General features: G+C 70.3%; 18 protein-coding genes, 1 tRNA gene and 3 pseudogenes. 12 read left to right on the top strand and 10 right to left on the bottom strand.

What is annotated here, in order from left to right:
* Positions 1-24: 24 nt before the first annotated feature.
* Positions 25-1,182, top strand: a complete 1,158-nt coding sequence (locus M2271_RS23945; protein WP_280889362.1) for an acetyl-CoA C-acetyltransferase — start codon at positions 25-27, stop codon at positions 1,180-1,182.
* A 251-nt stretch (positions 1,183-1,433) separates the two neighbouring features.
* Here the strand turns inward: M2271_RS23945 and M2271_RS23940 are convergent, their stop codons facing one another.
* Genes M2271_RS23940 through M2271_RS23925 form a run of 4 tightly spaced genes read right to left on the bottom strand, consistent with a single transcriptional unit; the run spans position 1,434 to position 4,817 of the window.
* Positions 1,434-2,483 (bottom strand): nitronate monooxygenase, encoded by a 1,050-nt coding sequence (locus M2271_RS23940; protein ID WP_280889361.1) that lies wholly within the window; start codon positions 2,481-2,483, stop codon positions 1,434-1,436.
* Positions 2,483-3,214 carry a CoA-transferase gene (locus tag M2271_RS23935; protein WP_280889360.1) on the bottom strand — a complete coding sequence of 244 codons (732 nt, stop codon included), beginning with the start codon at positions 3,212-3,214 and terminating at the stop codon, positions 2,483-2,485. The genes M2271_RS23940 and M2271_RS23935 overlap by 1 nt, the downstream gene beginning before the upstream one ends.
* Complete coding sequence (locus tag M2271_RS23930) at positions 3,211-4,047, bottom strand: CoA-transferase (protein WP_280889359.1); 837 nt, start codon at positions 4,045-4,047, stop codon at positions 3,211-3,213. The genes M2271_RS23935 and M2271_RS23930 overlap by 4 nt, the downstream gene beginning before the upstream one ends.
* Positions 4,044-4,817, bottom strand: a complete 774-nt coding sequence (locus tag M2271_RS23925) for an enoyl-CoA hydratase family protein (RefSeq protein ID WP_280889358.1) — start codon at positions 4,815-4,817, stop codon at positions 4,044-4,046. The genes M2271_RS23930 and M2271_RS23925 overlap by 4 nt, the downstream gene beginning before the upstream one ends.
* A 54-nt stretch (positions 4,818-4,871) precedes the next feature.
* Here M2271_RS23925 and M2271_RS23920 point away from each other — a divergent pair.
* Positions 4,872-5,603: pseudogene (locus M2271_RS23920) on the top strand (SDR family oxidoreductase); the annotation flags it as partial.
* A 281-nt stretch (positions 5,604-5,884) separates the two neighbouring features.
* Positions 5,885-6,811, top strand: coding sequence for an SDR family oxidoreductase (locus M2271_RS23915; protein WP_280889357.1), 927 nt, complete (start codon positions 5,885-5,887; stop codon positions 6,809-6,811).
* A 188-nt stretch (positions 6,812-6,999) separates the two neighbouring features.
* Here M2271_RS23915 and M2271_RS23910 read toward each other — a convergent pair whose 3' ends face one another.
* Entirely contained in the window at positions 7,000-7,905 is a 906-nt protein-coding gene (locus tag M2271_RS23910; RefSeq protein ID WP_280889356.1) for a hypothetical protein, read from the bottom strand.
* Between the two features lie 106 nt (positions 7,906-8,011).
* Positions 8,012-9,790 carry a beta-galactosidase gene (locus M2271_RS23905; RefSeq protein ID WP_280889355.1) on the bottom strand — a complete coding sequence of 593 codons (1,779 nt, stop codon included), beginning with the start codon at positions 9,788-9,790 and terminating at the stop codon, positions 8,012-8,014.
* A gap of 204 nt (positions 9,791-9,994) precedes the next feature.
* Here M2271_RS23905 and M2271_RS23900 point away from each other — a divergent pair, with 204 nt between their 5' ends.
* The 4 genes from M2271_RS23900 to pepN all read left to right on the top strand — a co-directional run bounded on the left by M2271_RS23900 (position 9,995) and on the right by pepN (position 14,589).
* On the top strand, positions 9,995-10,885 hold the full coding sequence (locus M2271_RS23900; protein WP_280889354.1) for an AraC family transcriptional regulator: 891 nt from the start codon (positions 9,995-9,997) through the stop codon (positions 10,883-10,885).
* An 11-nt stretch (positions 10,886-10,896) separates the two neighbouring features.
* Positions 10,897-11,250 carry a chorismate mutase gene (locus M2271_RS23895; RefSeq protein ID WP_280889353.1) on the top strand — a complete coding sequence of 118 codons (354 nt, stop codon included), beginning with the start codon at positions 10,897-10,899 and terminating at the stop codon, positions 11,248-11,250.
* A 148-nt stretch (positions 11,251-11,398) separates the two neighbouring features.
* Positions 11,399-11,950 carry a response regulator gene (locus M2271_RS23890; RefSeq protein ID WP_280889352.1) on the top strand — a complete coding sequence of 184 codons (552 nt, stop codon included), beginning with the start codon at positions 11,399-11,401 and terminating at the stop codon, positions 11,948-11,950.
* Between the two features lie 47 nt (positions 11,951-11,997).
* Entirely contained in the window at positions 11,998-14,589 is a 2,592-nt protein-coding gene (gene pepN / locus M2271_RS23885; protein ID WP_280889351.1) for an aminopeptidase N, read from the top strand.
* Positions 14,590-14,771: 182 nt separating this feature from the next.
* Here the strand turns inward: pepN and M2271_RS42575 are convergent.
* Positions 14,772-15,145 (bottom strand): annotated as a pseudogene (locus M2271_RS42575) (Tn3 family transposase); the annotation flags it as partial.
* Positions 15,146-15,421: 276 nt separating this feature from the next.
* Here M2271_RS42575 and M2271_RS23875 point away from each other — a divergent pair.
* Positions 15,422-15,650: pseudogene (locus M2271_RS23875) on the top strand (aspartate aminotransferase family protein); the annotation flags it as partial.
* Positions 15,647-17,158 (top strand): SidA/IucD/PvdA family monooxygenase, encoded by a 1,512-nt coding sequence (locus tag M2271_RS23870; RefSeq protein ID WP_280889349.1) that lies wholly within the window; start codon positions 15,647-15,649, stop codon positions 17,156-17,158. The pseudogene M2271_RS23875 and the gene M2271_RS23870, both read left to right, overlap by 4 nt.
* A 21-nt stretch (positions 17,159-17,179) precedes the next feature.
* Here M2271_RS23870 and M2271_RS23865 read toward each other — a convergent pair whose 3' ends face one another.
* Complete coding sequence (locus tag M2271_RS23865; RefSeq protein ID WP_280889348.1) at positions 17,180-19,012, bottom strand: 5'-nucleotidase C-terminal domain-containing protein; 1,833 nt, start codon at positions 19,010-19,012, stop codon at positions 17,180-17,182.
* 161 nt (positions 19,013-19,173) lie between these two features.
* Between M2271_RS23865 and M2271_RS23860 the strand changes: the two genes are divergently transcribed.
* Together M2271_RS23860 and pyk are read left to right on the top strand one after the other, a co-directional pair.
* A complete protein-coding gene (locus M2271_RS23860; protein WP_280889347.1) occupies positions 19,174-19,896 on the top strand; it encodes an SIMPL domain-containing protein in 723 nt (240 codons plus the stop codon).
* A 173-nt stretch (positions 19,897-20,069) separates the two neighbouring features.
* Positions 20,070-21,500, top strand: a complete 1,431-nt coding sequence (gene pyk / locus M2271_RS23855; protein ID WP_280889346.1) for a pyruvate kinase — start codon at positions 20,070-20,072, stop codon at positions 21,498-21,500.
* Between the two features lie 37 nt (positions 21,501-21,537).
* Here pyk and M2271_RS23850 read toward each other — a convergent pair whose 3' ends face one another.
* Both M2271_RS23850 and M2271_RS23845 read right to left on the bottom strand, forming a co-directional pair.
* The gene (locus M2271_RS23850) at positions 21,538-22,284 is read right to left on the bottom strand and encodes a helix-turn-helix domain-containing protein (protein WP_280889345.1); all 747 of its coding nucleotides are present in this window, start codon (positions 22,282-22,284) and stop codon (positions 21,538-21,540) included.
* A gap of 106 nt (positions 22,285-22,390) precedes the next feature.
* Positions 22,391-22,464: transfer RNA gene (locus tag M2271_RS23845), tRNA-Leu, on the bottom strand.
* Between the two features lie 102 nt (positions 22,465-22,566).
* Here M2271_RS23845 and M2271_RS23840 point away from each other — a divergent pair.
* A complete protein-coding gene (locus tag M2271_RS23840) occupies positions 22,567-23,223 on the top strand; it encodes a response regulator (protein WP_280889344.1) in 657 nt (218 codons plus the stop codon).
* Positions 23,224-23,272: the final 49 nt, after the last annotated feature.

Raw genomic sequence — 23,272 nt, 5'->3', positions numbered from 1 at the left:
CAATGGGGAGTCTGGGGAGTTGCCATGGCCGAGGCCTACATCGTCGAAGCGGTCCGTACGCCCGTGGGGCGGCGCGGGGGAGGACTGAGCGGGGTCCACCCGGCCGACCTGGGCGCGCATGTGCTGAAGGAACTGGTCGCCCGGTCCGGTGTCGATCCGGCCGCCGTGGAGGACGTCGTCTTCGGCTGCCTGGACGCCGTGGGGCCGCAGGCCGGGGACATCGCGCGGACCTGCTGGCTGGCGGCCGGGCTGCCCGAGGAGGTGCCGGGCGTGACGGTGGACCGGCAGTGCGGGTCCTCGCAGCAGGCCGTGCACTTCGCCGCACAGGGCGTGCTGTCCGGGACGCAGGACCTGGTGGTCGCGGGCGGGGTGCAGAACATGTCGCAGATCCCGATCGCCTTCGCCACCCGGCAGGCCGCCGAGCCCCTCGGCTTCACCGAGGGACCGTTCGCGGGAAGCGAGGGCTGGCGGGCGCGGTACGGGGACCGGGCGGTGAACCAGTTCGCCGGCGCCGAGATGATCGCCGCGAAGTGGGGCATCAGCCGGCTGGACCAGGAGGAGTTGGCGTTGCGCTCCCACCGGCGGGCGCTGCGGGCGATCGACGAGGGGCGCTTCGATCGGGAGATCGTGGCGTACGGCCGGGTCGCCGTCGACGAGGGCCCGCGCCGGGACACCTCGCTGGAGAAGATGGCCGCGCTGAAGCCGGTCATCGGCGGCGGTACGATCACCGCGGCCTGCTCCTCGCAGGTCTCCGACGGGGCCGCGGCCATGCTGCTGGCCTCCGAGCGGGCCGTGCGGGAACAAGGGCTGCGGCCCCGCGCGCGCGTGCACCACCTCTCCGTACGCGGCGAGGACCCGATCCGCATGCTGACCGCCCCCATACCGGCCACCGCCCACGCCCTGAAGAAGACGGGCCTGTCGATCGACGACATCGATCTCGTCGAGATCAACGAGGCGTTCGCGCCGGTCGTCCTGGCCTGGCTGAAGGAGACCGGCGCGGATCCCGAGAAGGTCAACGTCAACGGCGGCGCCATCGCGCTCGGGCATCCGCTGGGCGCGACGGGCGTCAAGCTCATGACGACCCTGCTGCACGAACTGGAGCGCACGGGCGGCCGGTTCGGGCTGCAGACGATGTGTGAGGGTGGCGGTCAGGCGAATGTGACGATCATCGAGCGGCTCTGAGGAGGCGGTCGGCCTGTTCGCGGCGGGGCGCGGCGCGGCGGGGCGGTGCGGTGCGGGGTCGGGCGTCGGGCGTCGGGCGTCGGGCTCATGTGGTTGTCGTCGGGGGGCTTCGGGGAGGGCGCGCGGGGTCGGGCGTCAGGCTGGCGGGGCGGTGCGGTGCGGGGAGGGGTCGGGCGTCCGGCTCAGGTGATCGTCATCGAGCGGCTCTGAGGAGGGCGGCGCGGGGCCGGCCGTTCAGACCCCTGCGACCGTCATCGGGCGGCTGCCAGCCGGGCCAGCGTCTCCTCCGCCTCCTTCATGACCCGCTCCACCAGCTCCGCGCAGGACGGCAGGTCGTCGATCACCCCGGCGACCTGCCCGGACGCCATGACCCCGAGATCCGTACGGCCGTCCACCATCGCCGACCTCAGCAGCATCGGCGTGTTCGCGGCGAGCAGCACCTGGCCCCAGGTCAGCTCCTTGCCGTGCTTCATGGCGAGGCCGTCGCGGATCATCTGCCGCCAGGTGAGCCCGGACAGCCTGCGGAATCCCGCTGCCCGGCGGACCGAGTGCAGCAGGGTGCGGGCGCGGCCGGAGGACTCCAGGGCGTCGACCAGTTCCGTCCGCAGCATGCGGTGCGGCAGGCCGTCGACAGCCGTGGTGACCGTGACGTCCCTGACGGTCGCGGCCAGATACCGCGCCTTCACCGCGTCCGGGACCGTCGAGTCCGAGGTGAGCAGGAACCGCGTGCCCATGGCCACCCCGGCCGCCCCGTGGGCCAGCGCCGCGACCAGCCCCCGTCCGTCGAAGAAGCCGCCCGCCGCCACCACCGGTATCCCGACCGCGTCCACCACCTGCGGCAACAGCACGGTCGTCGCCACCTCGCCGGTGTGGCCGCCGCCCTCGCCACCCTGCACGATCACCGCGTCCGCGCCCCACGCGGCGACCTTCTCGGCATGCCGGCGGGCACCGATGGACGGGATGACGACCACCCCCGCCGCCTTCAGTTCGGCGATCAGCTCGGGGGAGGGCGCGAGGGCGAAGGACGCCACCCGCACCCCCTCCTCGATCATGATCCGCACCCGGTCGCCGGCGTCGGCCGCGTCGGCCCGGAGGTTGACGCCGAACGGCGCGCTCGTGCGGGACCGCACCTCGCGGATCGCCTCACGCAACCGGTCGGGGGTCATCGTCGCGGAGGCCAGGATGCCCAGGGCGCCGGCCTCGGCCGTCGCCGAGACCAGGCGGGGGCCCGCCACCCAGCCCATCCCGGTCTGCACGAGCGGGTGGCGGACACCGACCAGCCGGGTGAGTGCCGTGTCCATCAGGCCCCGACCTCCCGGGCGCGGGTGTTCCCCGGGTCGATCACCTCACGGATCAACTCCAGCTCCCGGGGCGTCGGTTCACGGGTGTACGGCACCTCGTCCGGGACGGTCAGCTCGAAGCCGGTGGCCTCCCCGACCTGGTCCACGGTGACGCCCGGATGCAGCGAGGCCAGCCGCATCGAGCGGTCCGGGGTGGCGAAGTCGAAGACGCCGAGGTCGGAGACGACCCGGGGGATGCGATGGAAGCGGGCCGTCCCCGGATGCCTTGCGGCACGGTCGTACCCCACCCCGCACACCAGGTCGACCCGCTCGACGAAGACCCGCCGGGAGTGCCTCGGGATCCAGTAACTGGTCGGGTTGTTCAGGGTGTTGACCGAGGCCCCGCGCACTCCGAGCAACTGCCGTTTCGGCCGGGCCCAGTCGCCGATGCAGGAGATGTTCTGGTTGCCGAACCGGTCGATCTGGCTCGCGCCCATCATCACGTGCCGTCGGCCGCCGGTGACCAGAGTGAGGTGGTGCCGGTAGGGCAGCCAGCCCTCGACGGCGCCGTCCGGGCCGACGAGCATGGCCTCACCGTCGGTCAGCAACAGGTCCGGTGCGAAGGTGCGGCGGGCCAGCCGGGCGCCGACGGACGGGATCAGGCCCATGGGGCTGGCGAGGATCTCGCCCGCGTCCCGCCAGGCCTCCGCGCAGGCGATCACGCAGTACTCGGCGCGGGTCACCGTGGTCATGTCGCCTCCCTGACTGCCGACTGGTAGGCCTGCTCGTCCCCGTCGAGGAACCGCTCCGCGAACTCGGCCCAGGGCGTGGTCGCGTACCGCTTCTGGAACGCCTCGTCCCGCCCGTAGTCCGGGACGCAGGACGTGAAGTGCGCGCCGTTCGGCGTCTCGACGACCCCCGCGACCGTGTGCCGCTTGATCAGCAGGGTCTGCGGGGCGGCCTCCTTGGTCAGCTCCGCCGTGTCCACGATCCGCTCGCACGACACGTACGCCGTGTCGGCCGCCTCGCAGAACAGGTCGTCGAAGTACGGGTCCGGGCCGAGGTACTGCCCGTTGCCCTGCCGGTCCGCGCGGCTGACGTGCACCAGGGCGGCATCCATCCGCAGCGCCGGCATCGCGACGAACGTCTCCCCGTCCCCGTACGGCGACGTCACCGTCCGCAGGCCGGGGTTGACCCGCATCACGTCCGAACCGATCCCGGCCCGCACCGGCAGGAACGGCAGCCGGTTCGCCGCCGCCCGCAGACCCCACAGAAGCATCGCCTCGTCGATCTCCATGAGGTCGAGGGCGCCGCGCTCGCGGACCGCCCGGTAGTGCGGTTCCAACGGAATGGAGTCGAGGGTGACGAAGGCGGTGACCAGCTTGCGGATCCGTCCGGCCGCGGCCAGCATGCCGACGTCCGGACCGCCGTACGAGATGACCGTGAGATCGGTGATATCGGACCGGAGCAGCGCCCTGACCAGGGCCATCGGCTTGCGCCGCGAACCCCAGCCGCCGATGCCGAGGGTCATGCCGCTCGTCAGGCGACCGACGACCTCCTCGGCCGACATGGTCTTGTCGCTCACTCGGTGGCCTCCTTGCCGAAGTCGTCGCGCACCCGGTCGGCCACCCCGGTGAGGTTGGCCTCGAAGGTGAAGCCCTGTTCGAAGCGGTAGCTGCGGCGCACGTCCACCGGGTCGATGCCGTTGAGGGCGGCCTTGGCCAGCCGGATCAGCTCCCCGTCCTTGGCGGCGATCTCACCGGCCAACTCCAGGGCGGCCGAGCGCAGTTCCGCGCGCGGCACCACCCGCCAGACCGACCCGTGCGCACGCAACTGGGCCGCGCTCACCGTGCGCGAGGTGTAGTACAGCGCGCGCATCAGATGCTGCGGGACCAGCCGGGCGAGATGGGTGGCGGCGCCCAGCGCCCCCCGGTCCAGCTCGGGCAGACCGAAGACGGCGTCCTCGCCGGCGACGATCGCGTCCGCGTTCCCCACCAGCCCGATCCCGCCGCCCAGGCAGAAGCCCTGCACCGCCGCCACCACGGGCACCTCGCACTCGTACACCGCCGCGAAGGCCTCGAAGCAGCCGCGGTTGGCACCGACCAGCGCGTCCTGCCCCCGCGCCTGGATCTCCTTGATGTCCACGCCCGCGTTGAACCCCCGCCCCTCGGCGGCCAGCACCACACACCGCACCGCGGTGTCGTGGCCGGCCGCGCGCACGGCGTCGGCCAACGCGAACCAGCCGCGCACCGGCACCGCGTTCACCGGCGGGAAGTCGACCGTGACGACACGGACCCCGGCTGCCGGGGACGAGACGGAAATCCCCTTTTCCGGGGACGAGGTGGAGACACCCATGGGCGCATCAGCTACCTTTCCACCAAACGTTTGTTAGGCGAAGGGTAGCGGCGAATGGAGCTGAACGGGAAGGTCGCGGTCGTCACCGGCGGCACCCGCGGGGTCGGCGCCGGGATCGCGAGGGCCTTCGTCGCGGCGGGCGCCGAGGTCGTGGTCTGTGCCCGCAGACCACCCGAAGAGCCCGTCAAGGGAACGGAGTTCGTCCCCGTCGACCTGCGCGACCCGCCCGCCGTACGGGACTTCTTCGCCGCCCTGACCCGCCTCGACGTCCTCGTCAACAACGCGGGCGGCGCCCCCTTTCGGCCCCTCGCCGACGCGGACGCCGTACGCCACGCCCGGGTCGTCGAACTCAACCTCCTCGCCCCGCTGACCGCCTCGCTCGCCGCGTACGACCACCTGAAGCGTGCCCGGGGATCCGTCGTCATGATCGGCAGCGTCAGCGGCAGCCGCCCGTCGCCCGGCACGGCCGCATACGGGGCGGCCAAGGCGGGCCTGGAGCACCTCGCCCGCTCGATGGCGGTGGAATGGGCGCCCGAGGTCCGCGTCAACACCGTCGTCGTCGGCATGGTCCGTACGGAGTCCGCCCACCTCCACTACGGCGACGAGGACGGCATCGCCGCGATCGCCCGCACCGTCCCGCTCGGCCGCCTGGCCGACCCTTCCGACATCGGCGCGGCCGCGGTCTTCCTCGCCTCCGACGCCGCCGCCTACATCACCGGAGCCGGCCTGCTCGTCCACGGCGGCGGCGAGCGACCGGCATTCCTGGACGCCGCGACCGCCAACAAGACCGGGGCCGAGACCGCCGCCAAGGCTGCTGCGACCGCTGACAAGGCCGGCGACAGAGCCGCGACCGAGACCGAGACCGCGACCGCGACCGCGACCGCGACCGAGACCGCGACCGAGACCGCCGTCGAGACGGGCGCCGAGACCGCCGTCGAGACGGGCGCCGAGACCGCCGTCGAGACGGGCGCCGAGACCGCCGACCCGGCCGTCGGCAAGACCGCCGACGAGACCGGCGCCCACACCGCCGACCACCGCCGACAAGATCGTCGAAAAGGAGGCAGGACATGAGCGGACTCTGTGCCGGACGGGTCGTCGTGATCACCGGCGCGGGCCGCGGGCTCGGCCGGGCCCACGCCCTCGCCTTCGCCGCCGAGGGCGCCCGGCTCGTCGTCAACGACCTCGGCGTCGGCCTCGACGGCACCCGCGGCCTCGACGGCACACCCGGCGTCGACAGCCCCGCCGAGCGGGTGGCCGCGGAGATCCGCGCGGCCGGTGGCGAAGCGGTCGCCCATGGCGGCGACATCGCCACGAGCGAGGGCGCCGCCTCCCTGATCCGGACCGCCGTGCAGACGTACGGCCGTCTCGACACCCTCGTCAACAACGCCGGCTTCCTGCGCGACCGTATGCTCGTCAACCTCGACGAGGACGACTGGGACGCCGTGATCCGCGTCCACCTCAAGGGTCACTTCCTGCCACTGAAGCACGCCGCGGCGCACTGGCGGACGGAGGCGAAGGCGGGCCGGGCGCCCGAGGCGCGGATCGTCAACACCAGCAGCGGGGCCGGGCTGCTGGGCTCGGCCGGGCAGGGCAACTACACCGCCGCGAAGGCCGGGATCATCGGGCTGACCCTGGTCGCGGCGGCCGAACTGCACCGCTACGGCGTCCAGGCCAACGCGATCGCGCCCGCGGCCCGGACCCGGATGACGGAACGCACCTTCGCCGAGACCATGGCGGCCCCGGAGACCGGCTTCGACGCGATGGCCGCGGAGAACGTCTCGCCGCTGGTGGTCTGGCTGGGGTCGGCTGCCGCCGCGGGCGTCACCGGCCGCGTCTTCGAGACGGAGGGCGGCCGGATCACGGTCATGGAGGGCTGGCGACCGGGACCGAGCACAGACAAGGGGGCACGGTGGAGCCCGGCCGAGGCGGGGGAGGCGGCTCTGAAGCTGCTGGCGGAGGCTGAGCCCCCGGGGGCGGTGTACGGGGCGGGGTAGCCGTTTCAGCCCTGTTCCGTCGGATCCCCGGGCGCGACCAGCCCCGTCTCGTATCGCCATCGCCGTACCGGGCGCGCTGCCGCCCGCGGGCTGGGCGGCCAGGACGCGTACGGCGACGGCTCTGCGCACGGAGTGGAGAGCCCCGGGCACGGCAGGCGGCTCCGCGCGTGGAACTGGTGCTCCGCCCGTCAGGTGTCGCACTCCAGCACCGTCCGGCACAGCGCACACCGCGCCCGGACCCGCCCCCGCACGGGCACCCTGATCCGCTGATGGCAGGTCGGACAGGGGAAGGAGACGCGGAGACGGCCGCCGCTGTCGGGGCTGAAGGCGTAGGGAACGACGGGCCCCTGCCCCCGCCCCTGCTCCGGTCCCGGTCCGGGCGCGTGCCGGCGGTCGCGGGCGTAGCGGCGCCGGCCCGCCCAGCCCGCCGCGGTCAGCGGCGGCTGCTGTTCGTCCTGGCGGGCCCGTGCCATGCCCTTCACGTACGCCGGGTAGGCCTGCGGGCTGGTGAACCACACGGACGGGTCCTCGCCGAAGACCAGGGCTCGCTTGGCGAGGACGTATCCGAACTCCTCGGGCGTGAGATACCCGAGCTTCTGCGAGGACGCCGCGTCCTCCCGGTACGCGTCCAGCAGCAGCCACCCCGCGCCCAGATACGTCGTCGCCGTGTCCGTGAGGATCTCGTTCTCGCGGGTGCCGGGAAAGAACAGATCGAGGCGGTGCAGATAGACGTGCATCACCTCGTGCGCGAGGGCCGCCCCGATGTCCCGGCGATGGGTGCGGAAGCGGTCGTTCAGCTCGACGAAGTACTCGGGCCCGGCGGTGAGCTCGACGTTCGCCGCGTGGGTCATCTCGCGGAAGCTCACCACCAGCCGGGCGTCCGGCAGCCGGTAGTGCCGCACCAGCTCACGGGCCACCCGCTGCGCCCCCAGATAGAGGTCGTCGGTGTCGCAGAACGCCACGTCGACGGGGGCCAGACTGGTCGCGAACGTCTGGATGGTGTCGTACGACAGCCGTTTGTACAGCGCGGTGATGGCGGCCCGTACCGTCTCCAGATGCGGGTAGCCGTGCTCGACCGGTCCGTCGTTCGCCACGCCCGTACCCCCAAGACGCCCTGAACCCGATTCCACTCTACGGGGACGCGGCCGGAACCTCCCGGGTATACGACACGGAGGCTCTACCGGGCCCGGCGCGGAACCTCTACCGGACCTGGAGGCGAGGCCCGAGCGCGGCCTCCTCGAACTCCAGTACCCACACGTCGTTGACGCCCTCCCGCAGCACCGGCCCCGGCACGTACAGCGACTCCTGCGGGCCCGCTGACCAGTAGCGGCCCAGGTTGAAGCCGTTGATCCACACGAAGCCGCGCGTCCAGCCCGGCAGTTCCAGGCGGGCGTCCCCGGCGCCGGCGACCGTGACCGTGCCCCGGTACAGACCCGGGCCACCGTCCCCGGGCAGCGCCCCGAAAGCTACCCCCGTGACACCGTCCGGCGCGTCCAATGTGTCCAGTGAGTCCAGTGAGTCCAGTGAGTCCAGTGAGTCCAGCCGCAGTCCCCGCGCGCGCACCCCGTGCAGATACTGCCGCTCGTGCAGCAGCCCCCCGGTGATCCCCTTCGGTTCGCCGGCCCGGGGGCCGTAGTTGACCCTCCCCAGGGACTCCACCCACAGCTCCACGCGCGCGTGCCCGGCGACGGGCTCCTTCAGACGGGCGTCGTCCTCGGTGAGCGTCCCGGCCCGCCGCCCGTCGACGTACACCACCGCCAGGTCCCGCAGCCCGCGCACGGTCAGCGGATAGGGCTGCCGCGGCCCCGGCACGGTCACCTCGTAGCGCACGACCCCCCGGTCCACGTCCAGCTCCTCGAAGGCCGGCGGCACGGGAGCCGAGGTCTCCGGTCCGCCGAACACATCGAGTACGGCGCCCAGGGACGCCCAGCCGGTCAGCGCCACCTCGGCCGGCGCACCCAACGCCGGGGGTGGGGGAGGGGGTTCGGGCAGCGGGCCGTCGGCGTACTCGGCGAGGACCTCGCGGAAACGCCAGAACTTCTCCGTCGGGTGTCCGAACTCGTCGACCGGGGCGTCGTAGTCGTACGAGGTCACGTCCGGCTCCAGCGCCCCCTCGTGCAGCTCGCCGCCGCCCCGGTTGGCCCCCGCCCAGCCGCCGAAGCTCGTGCCCCCGTGCGCCATGTACAGGTTGACCGAGGCCCCGCACTCCAGGACCTCCCGCAGGGCCGCCGCGGCCTCCTCCGCATCCCGTACGGTGTGCGCGCCACCCCAGTGGTCGAACCAGCCGCACCAGAACTCCATGCACATCAGCGGCCCGGCGCCGCGGTGCCGGCGCAGCGTCTCGAATGCCCCGCGCGCGTCGGAGGCGAAGTTCACCGTGGCGAGCACCCCGGGCAGCGAACCGCCGGTGAGCATGTGGTCCTCCGGACCGTCCGAGGTGACCAGCGGCACGGTGACACCCTCCGAGCGCAGCAGACCGGCCAGGCGGTCCAGATAGCGCGCGTCCGAGCCGTAGCTGCCGTACTCGTTCTCGACCTGCACCATGAGCACCGGGCCGCCGCGGTCGAGCTGCCGGGGCACGACCTCCCGCAGCAGACGCCGGAACCACAGCTCCACGGGCCGTAGAAAACGCTCGTCGCTAGTGCGCCGATGCCCCGGCACCCAGTGCGGCAGCCCCCCGTTCTCCCACTCCGCGCAGATGTACGGCCCCGGCCGCACGATCGCCCACAGCCCCGCCTCCCGGGCCGCGTCCAGGAACCGGCCCAGCGCCGCCACGTCCCGGAAGTCGCCGGGGTGCGGTTCGTGCAGGTTCCAGGGCACGTACGTCTCCACGCAGTTGAGGCCCATCGCCCGCAGCATCGCCAGCCGGTGCCCCCAGTGCGCCTCGTGCACCCGGAAGTAGTGCAGCGCACCGGACAACAGTCGCACCGGCCGCCCGTCCAGCAGGAAGTCCGCGTCCCCCACCCTGAACTCGCTCATACGCTCCACCCTCATCCTCTGGCGGGGATCACGTCCATGGACAAAGATCGGCGCTGCTTGGACGGAAAACACCCGGAACGCAAAACCTCCCGGGATACAGGACGCGCGGAACGCACCACACCCGGGACGCACAACACCCGGAACGCGCAGAAGACAAGACACACAGACAAGACACACAGACAAGACACACAGACAGGACCGCGGATGTACCACACCTGGATGCGGTTCCTCACTCCCGGACCCGCCCACCACCGGCTCGGCCTCGTCTGCCTCGGCGTCGGCCTCCAGTACGGCGCCCTGCCCACCGTCGGCCCCCGCACCCTCGACCATCACGTCGCCGTCGTGATCAACGCGGGCGCCGGCTGGTACCTGTACCCCGACGGCCGCCGTACGGCCATCACCGCGCCCGCCCTGCTGTGGCTCACCCCGGGCGTCCCGCACCACTACGCACCCGACCCGGGCACCGGCTGGGACGAGGGCTTCGTCGACTTCTCCGGGCCCGCCACCGTCACGTACACCGAACTCGGCTACATCGAACCCGACCGGCCCGTGGTTGCCCTGTCGGACGCCACCGGCCCGCGCGGCGTCATCGCCCGCATCGCCCGCGCCGCCCGCCGCGACAACCCGCTCCTGGAGGTGGAGACCGGCGCCGCCGTCCACGAACTCCTCGTCGCCCTGCGCCGCGCCCGCGCCGACCTCGCACCCGACGGCGACCAGGTCCTCAAGGCCCTCGCCCGGGACGCGTGCCTGCCGATGTCCGTCGCCGACCACGCGGCCCGGCACGGCATGACACCCGCCGAACTGCGCACCGCCGTCCGCCGTGGCGCCGGCTGCAGCCCCAAGGACTACCTGCTCGGCGTCCGCCTCGGCCGCGCCAAGGAACTCCTCGCCGCCACCGAACTGCCCGTCGCGGCCGTCGCCCGCCGCGTCGGCTACGACGATCCGGCCTACTTCTCCCGCCTGTTCACCCGCCGGGTCGGCACCGCCCCCGTCCGCTTCCGCGCCCAGCAGGGCCGCACCGTCCCCGGCGGCTGGAGCAACCAGGTCCCCGACCCGACCGATCCACCCATGATCGAACACGCGCCCGCCCCTTAGGGTGGTCGCCCATGACCACCAGCAACACCGGAACCGGTGATGACGTCGACCCCGCCGTCCGCGAGGAGCTCGCCCGGCTGCGCGACAGCATCGACAACATCGACGCGGCCGTCATCCACATGCTCGCCGAACGCTTCAAGTGCACCCAGCAGGTAGGCCACCTCAAGGCCCGCCACCGGCTGCCGCCCGCCGACCCGGCCCGCGAGGGTCGCCAGATCGAACGTCTGCGCACCCTCGCCGGGAACGCCAAACTCGACCCGGCCTTCGCTGAGAAGTTCCTCAACTTCATCGTCGCCGAGGTGATCAGACACCACGAGCGGATCGCCGAGGACACGAGCAACAGCTCGACACCTCTGGCGAACTGACCTCGTCCGACGCGCCCGGGGAGGTGACACGGGGGCCCCGGAGCGCCATGCTGCGATGTGTACTCCTTGTCAGCTGACGAGCACGCCCCGTCAGCTCCCCGGCATATGCTGGTCTGTCCACGAGGGCACGAGGGAGGGACGTCGGGCCATGCCGTCGGATGCCAGAATCCTCATCGTCGACGACCACGAGGACACGCTGTACGCGCTGGAAAGCGCCCTGGCCCCGCTGGGTTACCGGACGGCCCGCGCCACCAGCGGCGACGAGGCCCTCAAACAGGTGCTGCGCGGCCAGGTCGGCCTCCTCCTGCTCGACGTACGCACGCCCGGAGTCGGCGGCCTGGACGTCGTGCGCTACCTGCGCCGCCTGGAACAGACCCAGCACATTCCCGTCATCCTGCTCACCGGCTTCGGCCCGGACCACGAACTGACCTCCGCCGCCTTCCGACTCGGCGTCGCCGACCTCGTCATGAAACCCATCGACCCCTGGGCCCTGCGCACCAAGGTCCGCTACCTGTTCGACACCCACCAGCGCCATCTCGCCCTCGAACACGAGGTACGCGCGCTACGCGCCCTCGCCAAGGACCACACCGAGACCGGCAACCCTCCCGCACGGCCCGCCCCGCCTCACCCGGACGCCCAGGTCCCGCTCCAGTACGCACAGAGGGCGCACACCGGCAAGCTCGAACAAGGCCGGACATAGGGCGCGTACCGATCCGCCTCTGTGCCTGGTCGGTGCCATCAGGCAGCATGGCCTGCATGTCCGTACTGACGCGCGACGAAGCGCAGACCCGAGCCACGCTCCTCGACGTCCACCGCTACACGATCGACCTCGATCTGACCACCGGGGACGACACCTTCGGCTCCCGCACCGTCATCAGGTTCACCGTACGCGCGGACCACGACGCCACGGACACCTTCGTCGAGGTCAAGCCCGCCACGCTGCGCACCGTCACCCTCGACGGACAGCCCCTCGACCCCGAGACCCTGGACGAGAACCGGCTGCCGCTGAAAAACCTCACCCCCGGCGAGCACGAACTGCGCGTCGACGCGGACATGCGTTACTCCCGCACCGGCGAGGGCATGCACCGCTTCACCGACCCCACGGACGGCGAGACCTACGTCTACACGCAGCTGTTCATGGACGACGTCCAGCGCGTCTTCGCCGCCTTCGACCAGCCCGACCTCAAGGCCGTCTTCGAACTGTCGGTGACGGCCCCCGCGCGCTGGACGGTGCTCGCCAACGGCGTCACCGACCACCTCGGCGACGGCCGCTGGCAGGCCGCACCCACCCCGCTGATCTCCACCTACCTCGTCGCCGTCGCCGCCGGACCCTGGCACTCCGTACGCACCGAACACCGCGGCCTGCCCTTCGGCATCCACTGCCGCCGCTCCCTCGCCCCCCACCTGGACACGGACGCCGACGAACTGTTCGAGATCACCCGGCAGTGCTACGACCGCTACCACGAGAAGTTCGAGGAGCCCTACCCCTTCGACTCCTACGACCAGGCCTTCGTCCCCGAGTTCAACGCCGGCGCCATGGAGAACCCCGGCCTGGTCACCTTCCGCGACGAGTTCGTCTACCGCTCCGCCGTCACCGACACCGAACGCCAGACCCGCGCCATCGTCATCGCCCACGAGATGGCCCACATGTGGTTCGGCGACCTCGTCACCCTGCGCTGGTGGGACGACATCTGGCTGAACGAGTCCTTCGCCGAGTACATGGGCTACCAGACCCTCACCGAAGCCACCCGCTTCACCGACACCTGGACCGACTTCGGCGTCACCCGCAAGGCGTGGGGCTACGACGCCGACCAGCGCCCCTCCACCCACCCCGTCGCCCCCGAGAACGTCGACGACACCGACGCCGCCCTCCTCAACTTCGACGGCATCTCCTACGCCAAGGGCGCCTCCGCCCTGCGTCAACTGGTGACCTGGCTCGGCGAGAAGGACTTCCTGGCCGGCATCAACACCCACTTCACCCGCCACCGCTTCGCCAACGCCACTCTCGCCGACTTCATCGACTCCCTCGCCGCCCACACCGAACGCGACGTCCACGCCTGGGCCGACGCCTGGCTGCGCACCACCGGCGTCGACACCCTCACCTCCGAAGTCCGAGCCGAGGACGGAAACTGGCACCTCGACATCCGGCACGGGAGCGGCCCCGGAGTCCGGTCCGAGCCCGACCCCGCCAAGAACCGCCACGGTCTCACCCATCTCACCACCCTCCAGTCGCCCGGCAGCTTGCGCCCGCACCGCATCGTCATCGGCGTCTACGAACGCGACCTCCACGACGCGCGCCTGCTGACCCTGCGCAAGCGCCTGGAGGCGGACCTCCCCGCCACCGGCAACATCGGCATCGGCGCCGCCGGCCCCCGCCCCGCCCTCGTCCTCCTCAACGACGGCGACTTCACCTACGCCAAGGTCCGCTTCGACGCCGAGTCCCTCGACACCGTCAGAAAGGTCCTGTCCGGCCTGCCCGAACCACTCACCCGCGCCGTCGTGTGGAACGCCCTCCGGGACACCGTCCGCGACGGCGAACTCCCCGCCGCCGCCTACCTGGAGGCCGCCCGCACCCACCTGCCGTACGAGACGGACCTCGCCCTCGTCCAGGGCGTCCTCGCCTTCGCCTCCGCCCAGGTCACCGACCGCTACCTCACCCCCGAACGGCGGCCCGCCGCCCTCACCACCCTCACCGCCCTGTGCCGCGACCTCATCCGCCGCACCGAGGACGGCGACAACCCCGGCCTGCGCCTGATCGCCGTACGCCACGTCATCGACGTCGCCGCCCACCCCGACACCATCGCCGCCTGGCTCGCCGACGGCACCGTGCCCGGCGGACCCGAACTCGACCCCGAACTGCGCTGGCGCGTCCTGGGCCGGCTCGCCGTCCTCGGCGCCACCGACGAGCGGGCCATCGCCGCCGAACTCGCACGCGACCCGTCCGCCACCGGCCAGGAGGGCGCCGCCCGCTGCCGGGCCGCGCTGCCCGACCCCGAGGCCAAGCACAGGGCGTGGGAGGCGATGTTCACCGACGACGACCTCTCCAACTACCTCTTCACCGCCACCGCCCAGGGCTTCTGGCAGCCCGAACAGGCCGACCTGGTACGGGAGTACGTACCGCGCTACTACCAGGACGCCGTCGCCGTGGCCGCCCGCCGCGGCCCCGCCATCGCCGACGCCGCAGGCCGCTGGGCCTTCCCCGCCTACGCGGTCGACACCGACACCCTTCGCCTCGGCGAGGAATGCCTGCGCGACGCCGACCCCATCCCCGCCCTGCGCCGCAAACTCACCGACCAACTCGACGACCTGGAGCGGGCGTTGCGCGTGCGAGAGGCCTAAGCGTCCGGGGCCGCTGGTGGGCGCCCGATGCGGTGCCGACCGTGAGCGGTCCGCGAAGTCGTCCCGCAGATAACAGCCCAATATCTGCGCTGACGTGATCCGTCACCTGTGGTGACGTTCTCCAGCCGCTACGTGAAGCGGCTCTGTTATCTGTGGCGAGGGGGAAGCGATGCCCCCTCGCAGCCGGTGACCGAGGTGAACGCCTGGTCCGCGCCGGTCCAGGAGAACACCTCCAGCAACACCTCCGGCAGGTCCACGCGGGGCAGCATCGCGTTCACCGCCGCCCGCAGGTCCAGGAGGGAAGCCGGTTCGGGCTCCGGCGCCAGGGCGGCAAAGTGCAGGCGGCCGTCATCGTCGAAGGAGATCTGCGCGTTGTCCGGCAGCCGGGCCGCCACCCCCCCGGCAGGCGCCGTCCGGCAGCGCGGCCCGCGCCGCCAGGTGCTCGTCCGCCCCCTCGGGCAGGCCCAGGGACGCCAGCACGGTGGGCTTGGCCTGCTCCCATGCCTCACCAGCCAGTAGCTTCGCCCGGGTCACCCCACTTTGAGGAGTTCTTCGCGAGAGCGGCTGTGAGTTCGGCGGGGGCGTCTTCTTGGACAAGATGGCCCCTCGCACGGCAGTACCCCCCTTCGGGTTCCGATCGTTGAACTTTTCGGGCGTGTCCACGCAACCGCGTACAGGCTGGAACTCCCCTCGCCCAGCGCCCCGGAGATCAACGATGAGCACGCCGCCGCTCGCCTCAGGCACCGAAGCCCCCACGCCCTGCGGCCGTTGCTCCACACCGTCCTCGACGCGCTGCACGACGGCACCCTCGCCCGCGGCGGCCCCCTGCCCGCCCACCATCAGCTCGGTCCTCTTCCGGCCCACCCGGCGCCACCGACAGCGCCGTGGCCGCCGTACGCCGCCGACTCCTCACCGACGGCCACGCCGTCCTCGGCCGCGCCCGCTTCGACGGCCGGCTCTGGCTCAAGGCGACCCTCCTCAACCCCCACGTCCAGCCAGAGGACCTGGCCGGCCTCCTGAAACTCGCCGAATCACCCGCGGAAGGAAAAACCCCTCGATGACCACGCCCCCCAACCCTCCACACCTCAACCCTCCACACCACGAGCCCCCACACTCCAACCCTCCACACCCCAACCCCTCACACCACGAGCCCCCACACCCCAACCCCCCGCACCACGAGCCCGGCGCACCCCGCGACCTCGTCGGTATCGGTATCGGCCCCTTCAACCTCTCCCTCGCCGCCCTCGCCCACCCCCTCACCGAACTCGACACCGTCTTCTACGAACAGCGCCCCACCTTCGACTGGCACCCAGGCCAGCTCATCGACGGCGCCACCATCCAGGTCCCCTTCCTCGCCGACCTGGTCACCCTCGCCGACCCCACCAGCCCCTGGACCTTCCTCAACTACCTCAGAACCAGCGAGCGCCTCTTCCCCTTCTACTTCGCCGAGCGCTTCCACATCGAACGCGCCGAATACGACGCCTACTGCCGCTGGGTCTCCGAGAACCTCCCCGCACTCCGCTTCGGCCACCAGGTCGACGCCGTCCGCTGGAACCCCGAACGCGACCTCTTCGAGGTCGACTTCACCCAACCCGGCACCGACGGAGAGGCAGAAGCCCTCGGCCGCACCTACGCCCGCAACGTCGTCCTCGGCATCGGCACCGAACCGTACGTACCCGAACCCCTCAAGCCCCTCGTCGAAGCACCCGGCGTACCCGTCATCCACGCAGCCGACTACCTCGACCACCGCGACACACTCCTCGCCGCAGGTCACGTCACCGTCATCGGCTCCGGACAGTCCGGCGCCGAGATCTTCCTCGACCTGCTCCGCCGACGCCCCGCCGGCCGCGAGAAACTCCACTGGCTCGGACGCACCGAAGCCTTCGCACCCATGGAGTACTCGAAGCTCGGCCTCGAACACTTCACCCCCGACTACACCCGCTACTTCCACGCCCTCACCGAAAGCGTCCGGGACCGCCTCGTCACCACCCAGTGGCAACTCCACAAAGGCATCGCCGCCCACACCCTCGCCGCCATCCACGACGAGCTCTACCACCGCACCCTCCACGGCGGCTGGCCCGACACCGTCCTCACCCCCGGCGTCCGCGTCCGCACCGCCGGCCGCATCGCCACCACCGAAATCGAACTCCACCTCGAACACACCCAGCAGAACACCCGCACCCGTCTCACCACCGACGCCGTCGTCCTCGCCACCGGCTACCGCGAACGCCCCCTCGACCGCATCCTCGCCGGCCTCGACCCCTACCTACGCCGCGACCACCGCGAACGCCCCCGCGTCGACGAACAGTTCCGCCTCGTCCTCGACCCCTCCGTGACCGGCACGGTCCACATCCAGAACGCCGAACACCACACCCACGGCATCGGTACCCCGGACCTCGGCCTCGCCGCCTGGCGCAGCGCCACCATCCTCAACACCCTGACGGAGACGAATCCCTACCCACTGCCCACCCGCACCGCCTTCACCACCTTCGGCCTCTCACAGCCACAGCCCCACATCCCACCCGCCCGCCAGGCACCGACACTCACCCCCCTCGTCGACATCCGGTGAAGCCCTGGGAGAGGTGAAGCCCTAAAAGACCGGCGTGCCGTTCCTCGTCAGCTTCCAGTCCACCGACGCGAAGTCCTTCGGATCCAGCACACCCTTCGCCGTCACCCACTCCGCGATCCGCGTCCGGATCTCCGTCGACTCCGACCACAACTCCTTCGCCGACGCCACATACGGGAACGCACCACCGCCATTGGCACGGTAGTTGTTCACCGCCAGCACGAACTGCTGCCCATCGTCCAGCGCGGCACCGTCATACGACAGGTTCCTGATCCGCGACCCCGCCGCCTGGGCGATGTCGATCTCATACGACAACCCCGACACATAGTCATAGTTGTAGTCCGGACGACCACCCGCGTTCGTCACCTTCTCCACGTCGACAACCGCGCCCGCCCCCGTCTGCACGAAATACTGCGCCGAGTACTCCAGATACGCCCGGACCTGCGCCCCCGTCATCAACTTCGCGACCAGCGTGTTGTCGTACACATACAAGCTCGACAGATCCCGGATCGTCACCTCCCCGGCCGGGATCTCCGACGTCCGCGAGAACGGAGACGCCTGCGCGATCACCGGCACCGACGCGAACTCCGTACCCGCCAGCGCCGCCCTGACCACGTCCTCCTGCACCTTGGTGATCAGATCGATGATCGGCGCGTCCCGGTAACGGGCATCCACCGTCGTCAGCGTCTCCGTCGCCGAACCGACCACCTGGTTCACATACGCCACCACGACATCATGATCGTCCTTCAGCAGCCGGGAGATCCTCGGATCATCGGCAACCGAGTTCGCATTGCGCACCGACGCCGAAACCGACTCGACCGTCCAACGGCCCCTCGACAACACCAACTCGAAGTCGAACACGGACAGCCGCTCCGCGTACGCCAACGGCTCTGACAGCACGACCTCCCGCCCCGTCTCCTCGTTCGCGACCAGCAGCTCCGGAATCTCCACATGCGCATGACCGACGAGAATCGCGTCGATCCCCGGCACCTGCCGCGCCACCAGCGCCGCCGAATTCTCCACATACGGCACCTGATCGCCGTACGACGACGTACCCGACGACCCTGAATGCGCCGACACCACCACCACATCCGCACCCATCGACCGCAGCCTCGGCACCCACTTCGCCGCCTGCTCCTCCAGACCCGGAAACGTCAACCTGCCCTGCACATAAGCCTTGTCCCAGATCGCGATACCGGGATTCGTCAGACCCAGCACCGCCACCTTCACCGGCGGCGCCCCCTTCACCGGAAACCTCTTGAAGAAGTACGGCGGAAACGCCGGCCGCAGCGTCCTCGCGTCCAACGCGTTCGCACCCAGCAACGGGAAGTCACACTGCTCCTCGAACTTCCGCAGCGTCTCGATCCCGTAATTGAACTCGTGATTGCCCAACGCCACCGCGTCATACCCGATCGCGTTCATCGCCGCCGCCATCGGATGCACCGGACCACCCTCCGCGGTGATCGGATCGACCTTCGCGTAGTAGTACGTCAACGGCGTACCCTGAATCGTGTCGCCGGCGTCCAACAACAACGTGTTGCCCCGGCCCTTCTCCGCGCGGACCTGATTCACCAGCGTCGAGATCCGCGCCAGACCCTGCGCGTTGCCCTGGGCGTCCGCGTACTCCGCGTCCTTGAAGTAGTCCCAGTTGAAGACATGACCGTGCAGGTCGGTGGTGCCCATGACCGTCAGCGAGTACCGCTTCACCGGCCCACGCCCCTTCCCCGCCACCTCAGCCTTGCCCATCTCCCCGGCCCCCGCGGCCTGCGCCGCCGGAGCCGCCGCGGCACTCGCCAGCGCCACCCCCGCCCCGGTCACGGCCGACTTCTTCAGGAACTTCCGGCGACCCAACGACATATCTCGAACTCCTCGCAGAACGGCCCGAACGGTCCTCGCATCATGATCAATGACGCGCGTAGATTCTGGCCCGAACACACCCAGCCGCAACAGACCCCACACGTCTCGATCTGATGACCAGCACGGCCCCCAAGCAGATAAGAACTGACACAGTGGGACACATGACCACCCCACCCCCCGACCACCACCACCCGGGCGCCGCCGCCCCCTACGGCACCCCCGACGCCCCCCGCATCGCCGTCCGCGGCGAAGCCCACCTCGAAGTCGACCCCGAAATCGCCCGCCTCGACATCACCGTCGCCTCACGAGGCAAAGACCGCCGCACCGCCCTCGACGACCTCACCCGCCGCAACACCACCGTCCTCGACCTCATCAAAACCTACGGCGACTCAGTCGAACGACTCGAAACCGGCGCCTTCTCCCTCACCCCCCAACTCAAAGAAGGCCGCGGCGAACGCGTCCACGCCCACCACGGCCGCGTCCACATCACCGCCGAACTCACCGACTTCACCGCCCTCAGCGAACTCACCACCCGCCTCGCCGACCTCGACCTCACCCGCGTCGACGGCCCCTGGTGGACCCTGCGCCCCGACTCACCCGCCCACCGCCAAGCCCGACAGCAAGCCGTACGCGAAGCAGTGCAACGCGCCAGGGAATACGCCGAAGCCCTCGGTACCACACTCACCGCCCTCGTGGAACTCGCCGACACCGGCGCCGACAGCACCCCACCCGCCTACCCCGCCCCACCCGGCAGCCGCATGCGCTCCATGGCCCACGGCGCCACCGAGAACACCGCCGCCGCCCCCCTCGACCTCGAACCCCAACGCCAACGCGTCCACGCCCAGGTCAACGCCCGATTCACCATGGCCCCGCCACGTCTGTGATCCGCGGAGGCGTTTACAGCCGCAAAGTAGCTGCACATCGAAAATCCCATCGAATGCTCATGGGAGCGCCCCTATGCGCAATTCAACCCTTGTCAATACCCATTCACCCAAAGGTTATTGAGCAGCCATGCGCGCCCAATTCCCTACCCGCCAGTAAGCTCTAGGCTCAGACCATGCGCCGAGCAAAAATCGTCTGCACCCTTGGCCCCGCCACCGACTCGTACGACCAGCTCAAAGCGCTCGTCGAGGCCGGAATGGACGTCGCCCGATTCAACCTCAGCCACGGCACCCACGCCGAACACGAGGAGCGCTACCAGCGCGTACGCAAGGCCTCCGACGAGACCGGCCACAGCGTCGGCCTGCTTGCCGACCTTCAAGGCCCGAAGATCCGCCTCGGCCGCTTCACCGAAGGACCCGTACTCCTCGAACGCGGCGACACCTTCACCATCACCGTCGAAGAAAACGCCGCGGGAGACCGCCACAGCTGCGGCACCACCCACCAAGGCCTCGCCACCGACGTCACCCTCGGCGAACGCATCCTCGTCGACGACGGAAAAGTCTGCCTCGAAGTCACCTCCGTCGACGGCCCCCGCGTCCACACCACCGTCATCGAAGGCGGCGTGATCTCCGACCACAAGGGCCTCAACCTCCCCGGAGTCGCGGTGTCCGTCCCCGCACTCTCCGACAAGGACGAAGCAGACCTCCGCTGGGCCCTGCGCACCGGCTTCGACGTCATCGCCCTCTCGTTCGTACGGACCGGCCACGACGTCCACGACGTCCACCGCATCATGGACGAAGAGGGCCGCAGACTCCCCGTCATCGCCAAAATCGAAAAACCCCAGGCAGTCGACGCCATCGACGGCATCGTCGACGCCTTCGACGGCATCATGGTCGCCCGCGGCGACCTCGGCGTGGAAATGCCCCTCGAACAGGTCCCGATCGTCCAGAAACGCGCGATCAAACTCGCCAAACGCAACGCCAAGCCCGTCATCGTCGCCACACAGATGCTCGAATCCATGATCGAGAACTCACGCCCGACGAGGGCCGAGGCCAGCGACGTCGCCAACGCCGTCATCGACGGGACCGACGCGGTGATGCTGTCCGGCGAAACCAGCGTCGGCAAGTACCCGATCGAGACGGTCCGCACCATGGCCAAAATCGTCGAAGCGGCCGAGGAGGACATCCTGGCCAAGGGTCTCCCCCCGCTCACGGACAGCAACAAACCCCGCACCCAGGGCGGCGCCGTCGCCCGAGCGGCAGCTGAGATCGGCGACTTCCTCAACGCCAAGTTCCTCGTCGCGTTCACCCAGTCCGGCGACACCGTCCGCCGGCTGTCCCGCTACCGCTCCCCGATCCCCCTCCTCGCCTTCACCCCCGAACCGGCCACCCGCTCCCAGCTCAGCCTGACGTGGGGCGTGGAGACGTTCCTCGGCCCCCAGGCCCAGTCCACGGACGCGATGGTCGACCAGGTGGACGAGCTGCTGCTGCGGTACGGCCGCTGCGAGAAAGGCGACGTCGTGGTCATCACGGCCGGCTCCCCGCCGGGAGTCTCGGGCTCGACCAACCTGGTGCGGGTGCATCACATCGGGGTGGATGACAAGTAGGACGACCGGTGGGCCGGTGAGTGGGCCGGTCAGTGCTTCAGTGTTTGGGGCCTACGTGGGCGTCCATGAGGGCTACTGAGGCTTTGCGGGCGACGGAGATGTTCCGCGCGTTCGCCTGCTTCCAGGCGACGCCCACGTGGTCCAGTGTGTCGGTGAAGAGCCGGGTGATGTCGCCCGACAGGTTGGTGAAGAAGTACCGGGGATATTCGTAGCGCTTCCGCTCGCCCCCGATGAGGCGAGTCGTCCAGTTGGTGATGCGGCAGCCGTCCGAGTGGATGAGGCCGCGGATGAATTCCCAGGGGTACGTGTCGACGATGGCCTGCTGCCAAGGTTCGAGAGCGATCCGGCGTTCGTGTTTCTTGCCGGGGCCGTGCTGAGGGAAGAGGTAGGGCCAGTGCGGGTAGTACCCGGCTACTGATACGTAGCCATGAGCCTGGACGCGGTAGGCGTTGCCTGCTGGATTGACAGCACGCATGGCGGCCGTGCAAGCCTCAATGAGCCCTGGCCAGGCATCGGCGCATGCGATACGGAGGTAGTAGCCGGTGCCGCGCGTGTGCGAGCTGATACAGCCGTCGCCGAGGTAGAGGCCCAGCAGGTAGGCGTACGAGACTTCATCGGTTGGCGGGCCGGGGGGCGGGGTCACCATGCGGGGCAGGGGCTTGAGTCGGTTCTGCCAGGAGCGGATTGCGGCATGTGAGATACCGGTCTCGCGGCTCACCGAGTTCAGGCTGCGGCCTTGGGCGACCAGCGCGAGCGCTCGCTTGCGGGTGTTGACGTCGTACATGTGCCCACTCTGTGAGAGGGATCGTGACGACACGCAGTAAAAAGCGGATGTTCACGAGAACGTGGACATCCGCTTTCGATGGGGATCCTTCGAATCGAAGGTTAAGTGCCCCGGGTGGGACTCGAACCCACACTGAATACCTTTTGAGGGTATCGTCTCTACCGATTGGACTACCGGAGCTTCTTCGAACCGAAGGTTAGTGTAGCCCCTCGGTGCATCAAACATACAGGAGCTAGGTAGGCTCAGGGCAAGCAGTACCTTGCCCCGTACCGAGGAGCCCCCGTGACCGCCCCCGAGTCGCCCCAGCCCGTTGACGCGCCCGACGACGACAAGTCGCACGTGCCTCCGCTGACGACCCGTGTCGTCATCGCCGAGGACGAGGCCCTGATCCGGCTCGACCTCAAGGAGATGCTGGAGGAAGAGGGTTACAGCGTCGTCGGTGAGGCCGGTGACGGTGAGCAGGCCGTCGAGTTGGCCCGTGAGCACAAGCCGGACCTTGTCATCCTCGATGTGAAGATGCCGAAGCTGGACGGTATCTCCGCGGCCGAGAAGATCGCCGAGGAGCGGATCGCCCCGGTGCTGATGCTGACCGCTTTCTCGCAGCGTGACCTCGTGGAGCGGGCGCGGGACGCTGGTGCGATGGCGTATCTGGTGAAGCCGTTCAGCAAGAGTGATGTCGTGCCGGCGATCGAGATGGCCGTGTCGCGGTTCACGGAGCTGCGGGAGCTGGAGAACGAGGTCGCGGACCTTTCCCAGCGGTTGGAGACACGGAAGCTGGTGGACCGGGCGAAGTCGATTCTGCAGACGGAGTACGGGCTGACGGAGCCGGCGGCGTTCCGGTGGATTCAGAAGACGTCGATGGATCGTCGGATGTCGATGCAGCAGGTGGCTGAGGCGGTCATCGCGGATGCCGACGAGAAGAAGGCCAACAAGGGCTGACGCCCGTCCCTGAACGCCGTCGAGGCCCGCGCCCCTGTTGTCCGGGGGG

The sequence above is a fragment of the Streptomyces sp. LBL genome, from assembly GCF_029893585.1.
GTDB lineage: Bacteria > Actinomycetota > Actinomycetes > Streptomycetales > Streptomycetaceae > Streptomyces.
This window is presented reverse-complemented; position numbering and strand designations above follow the sequence as displayed.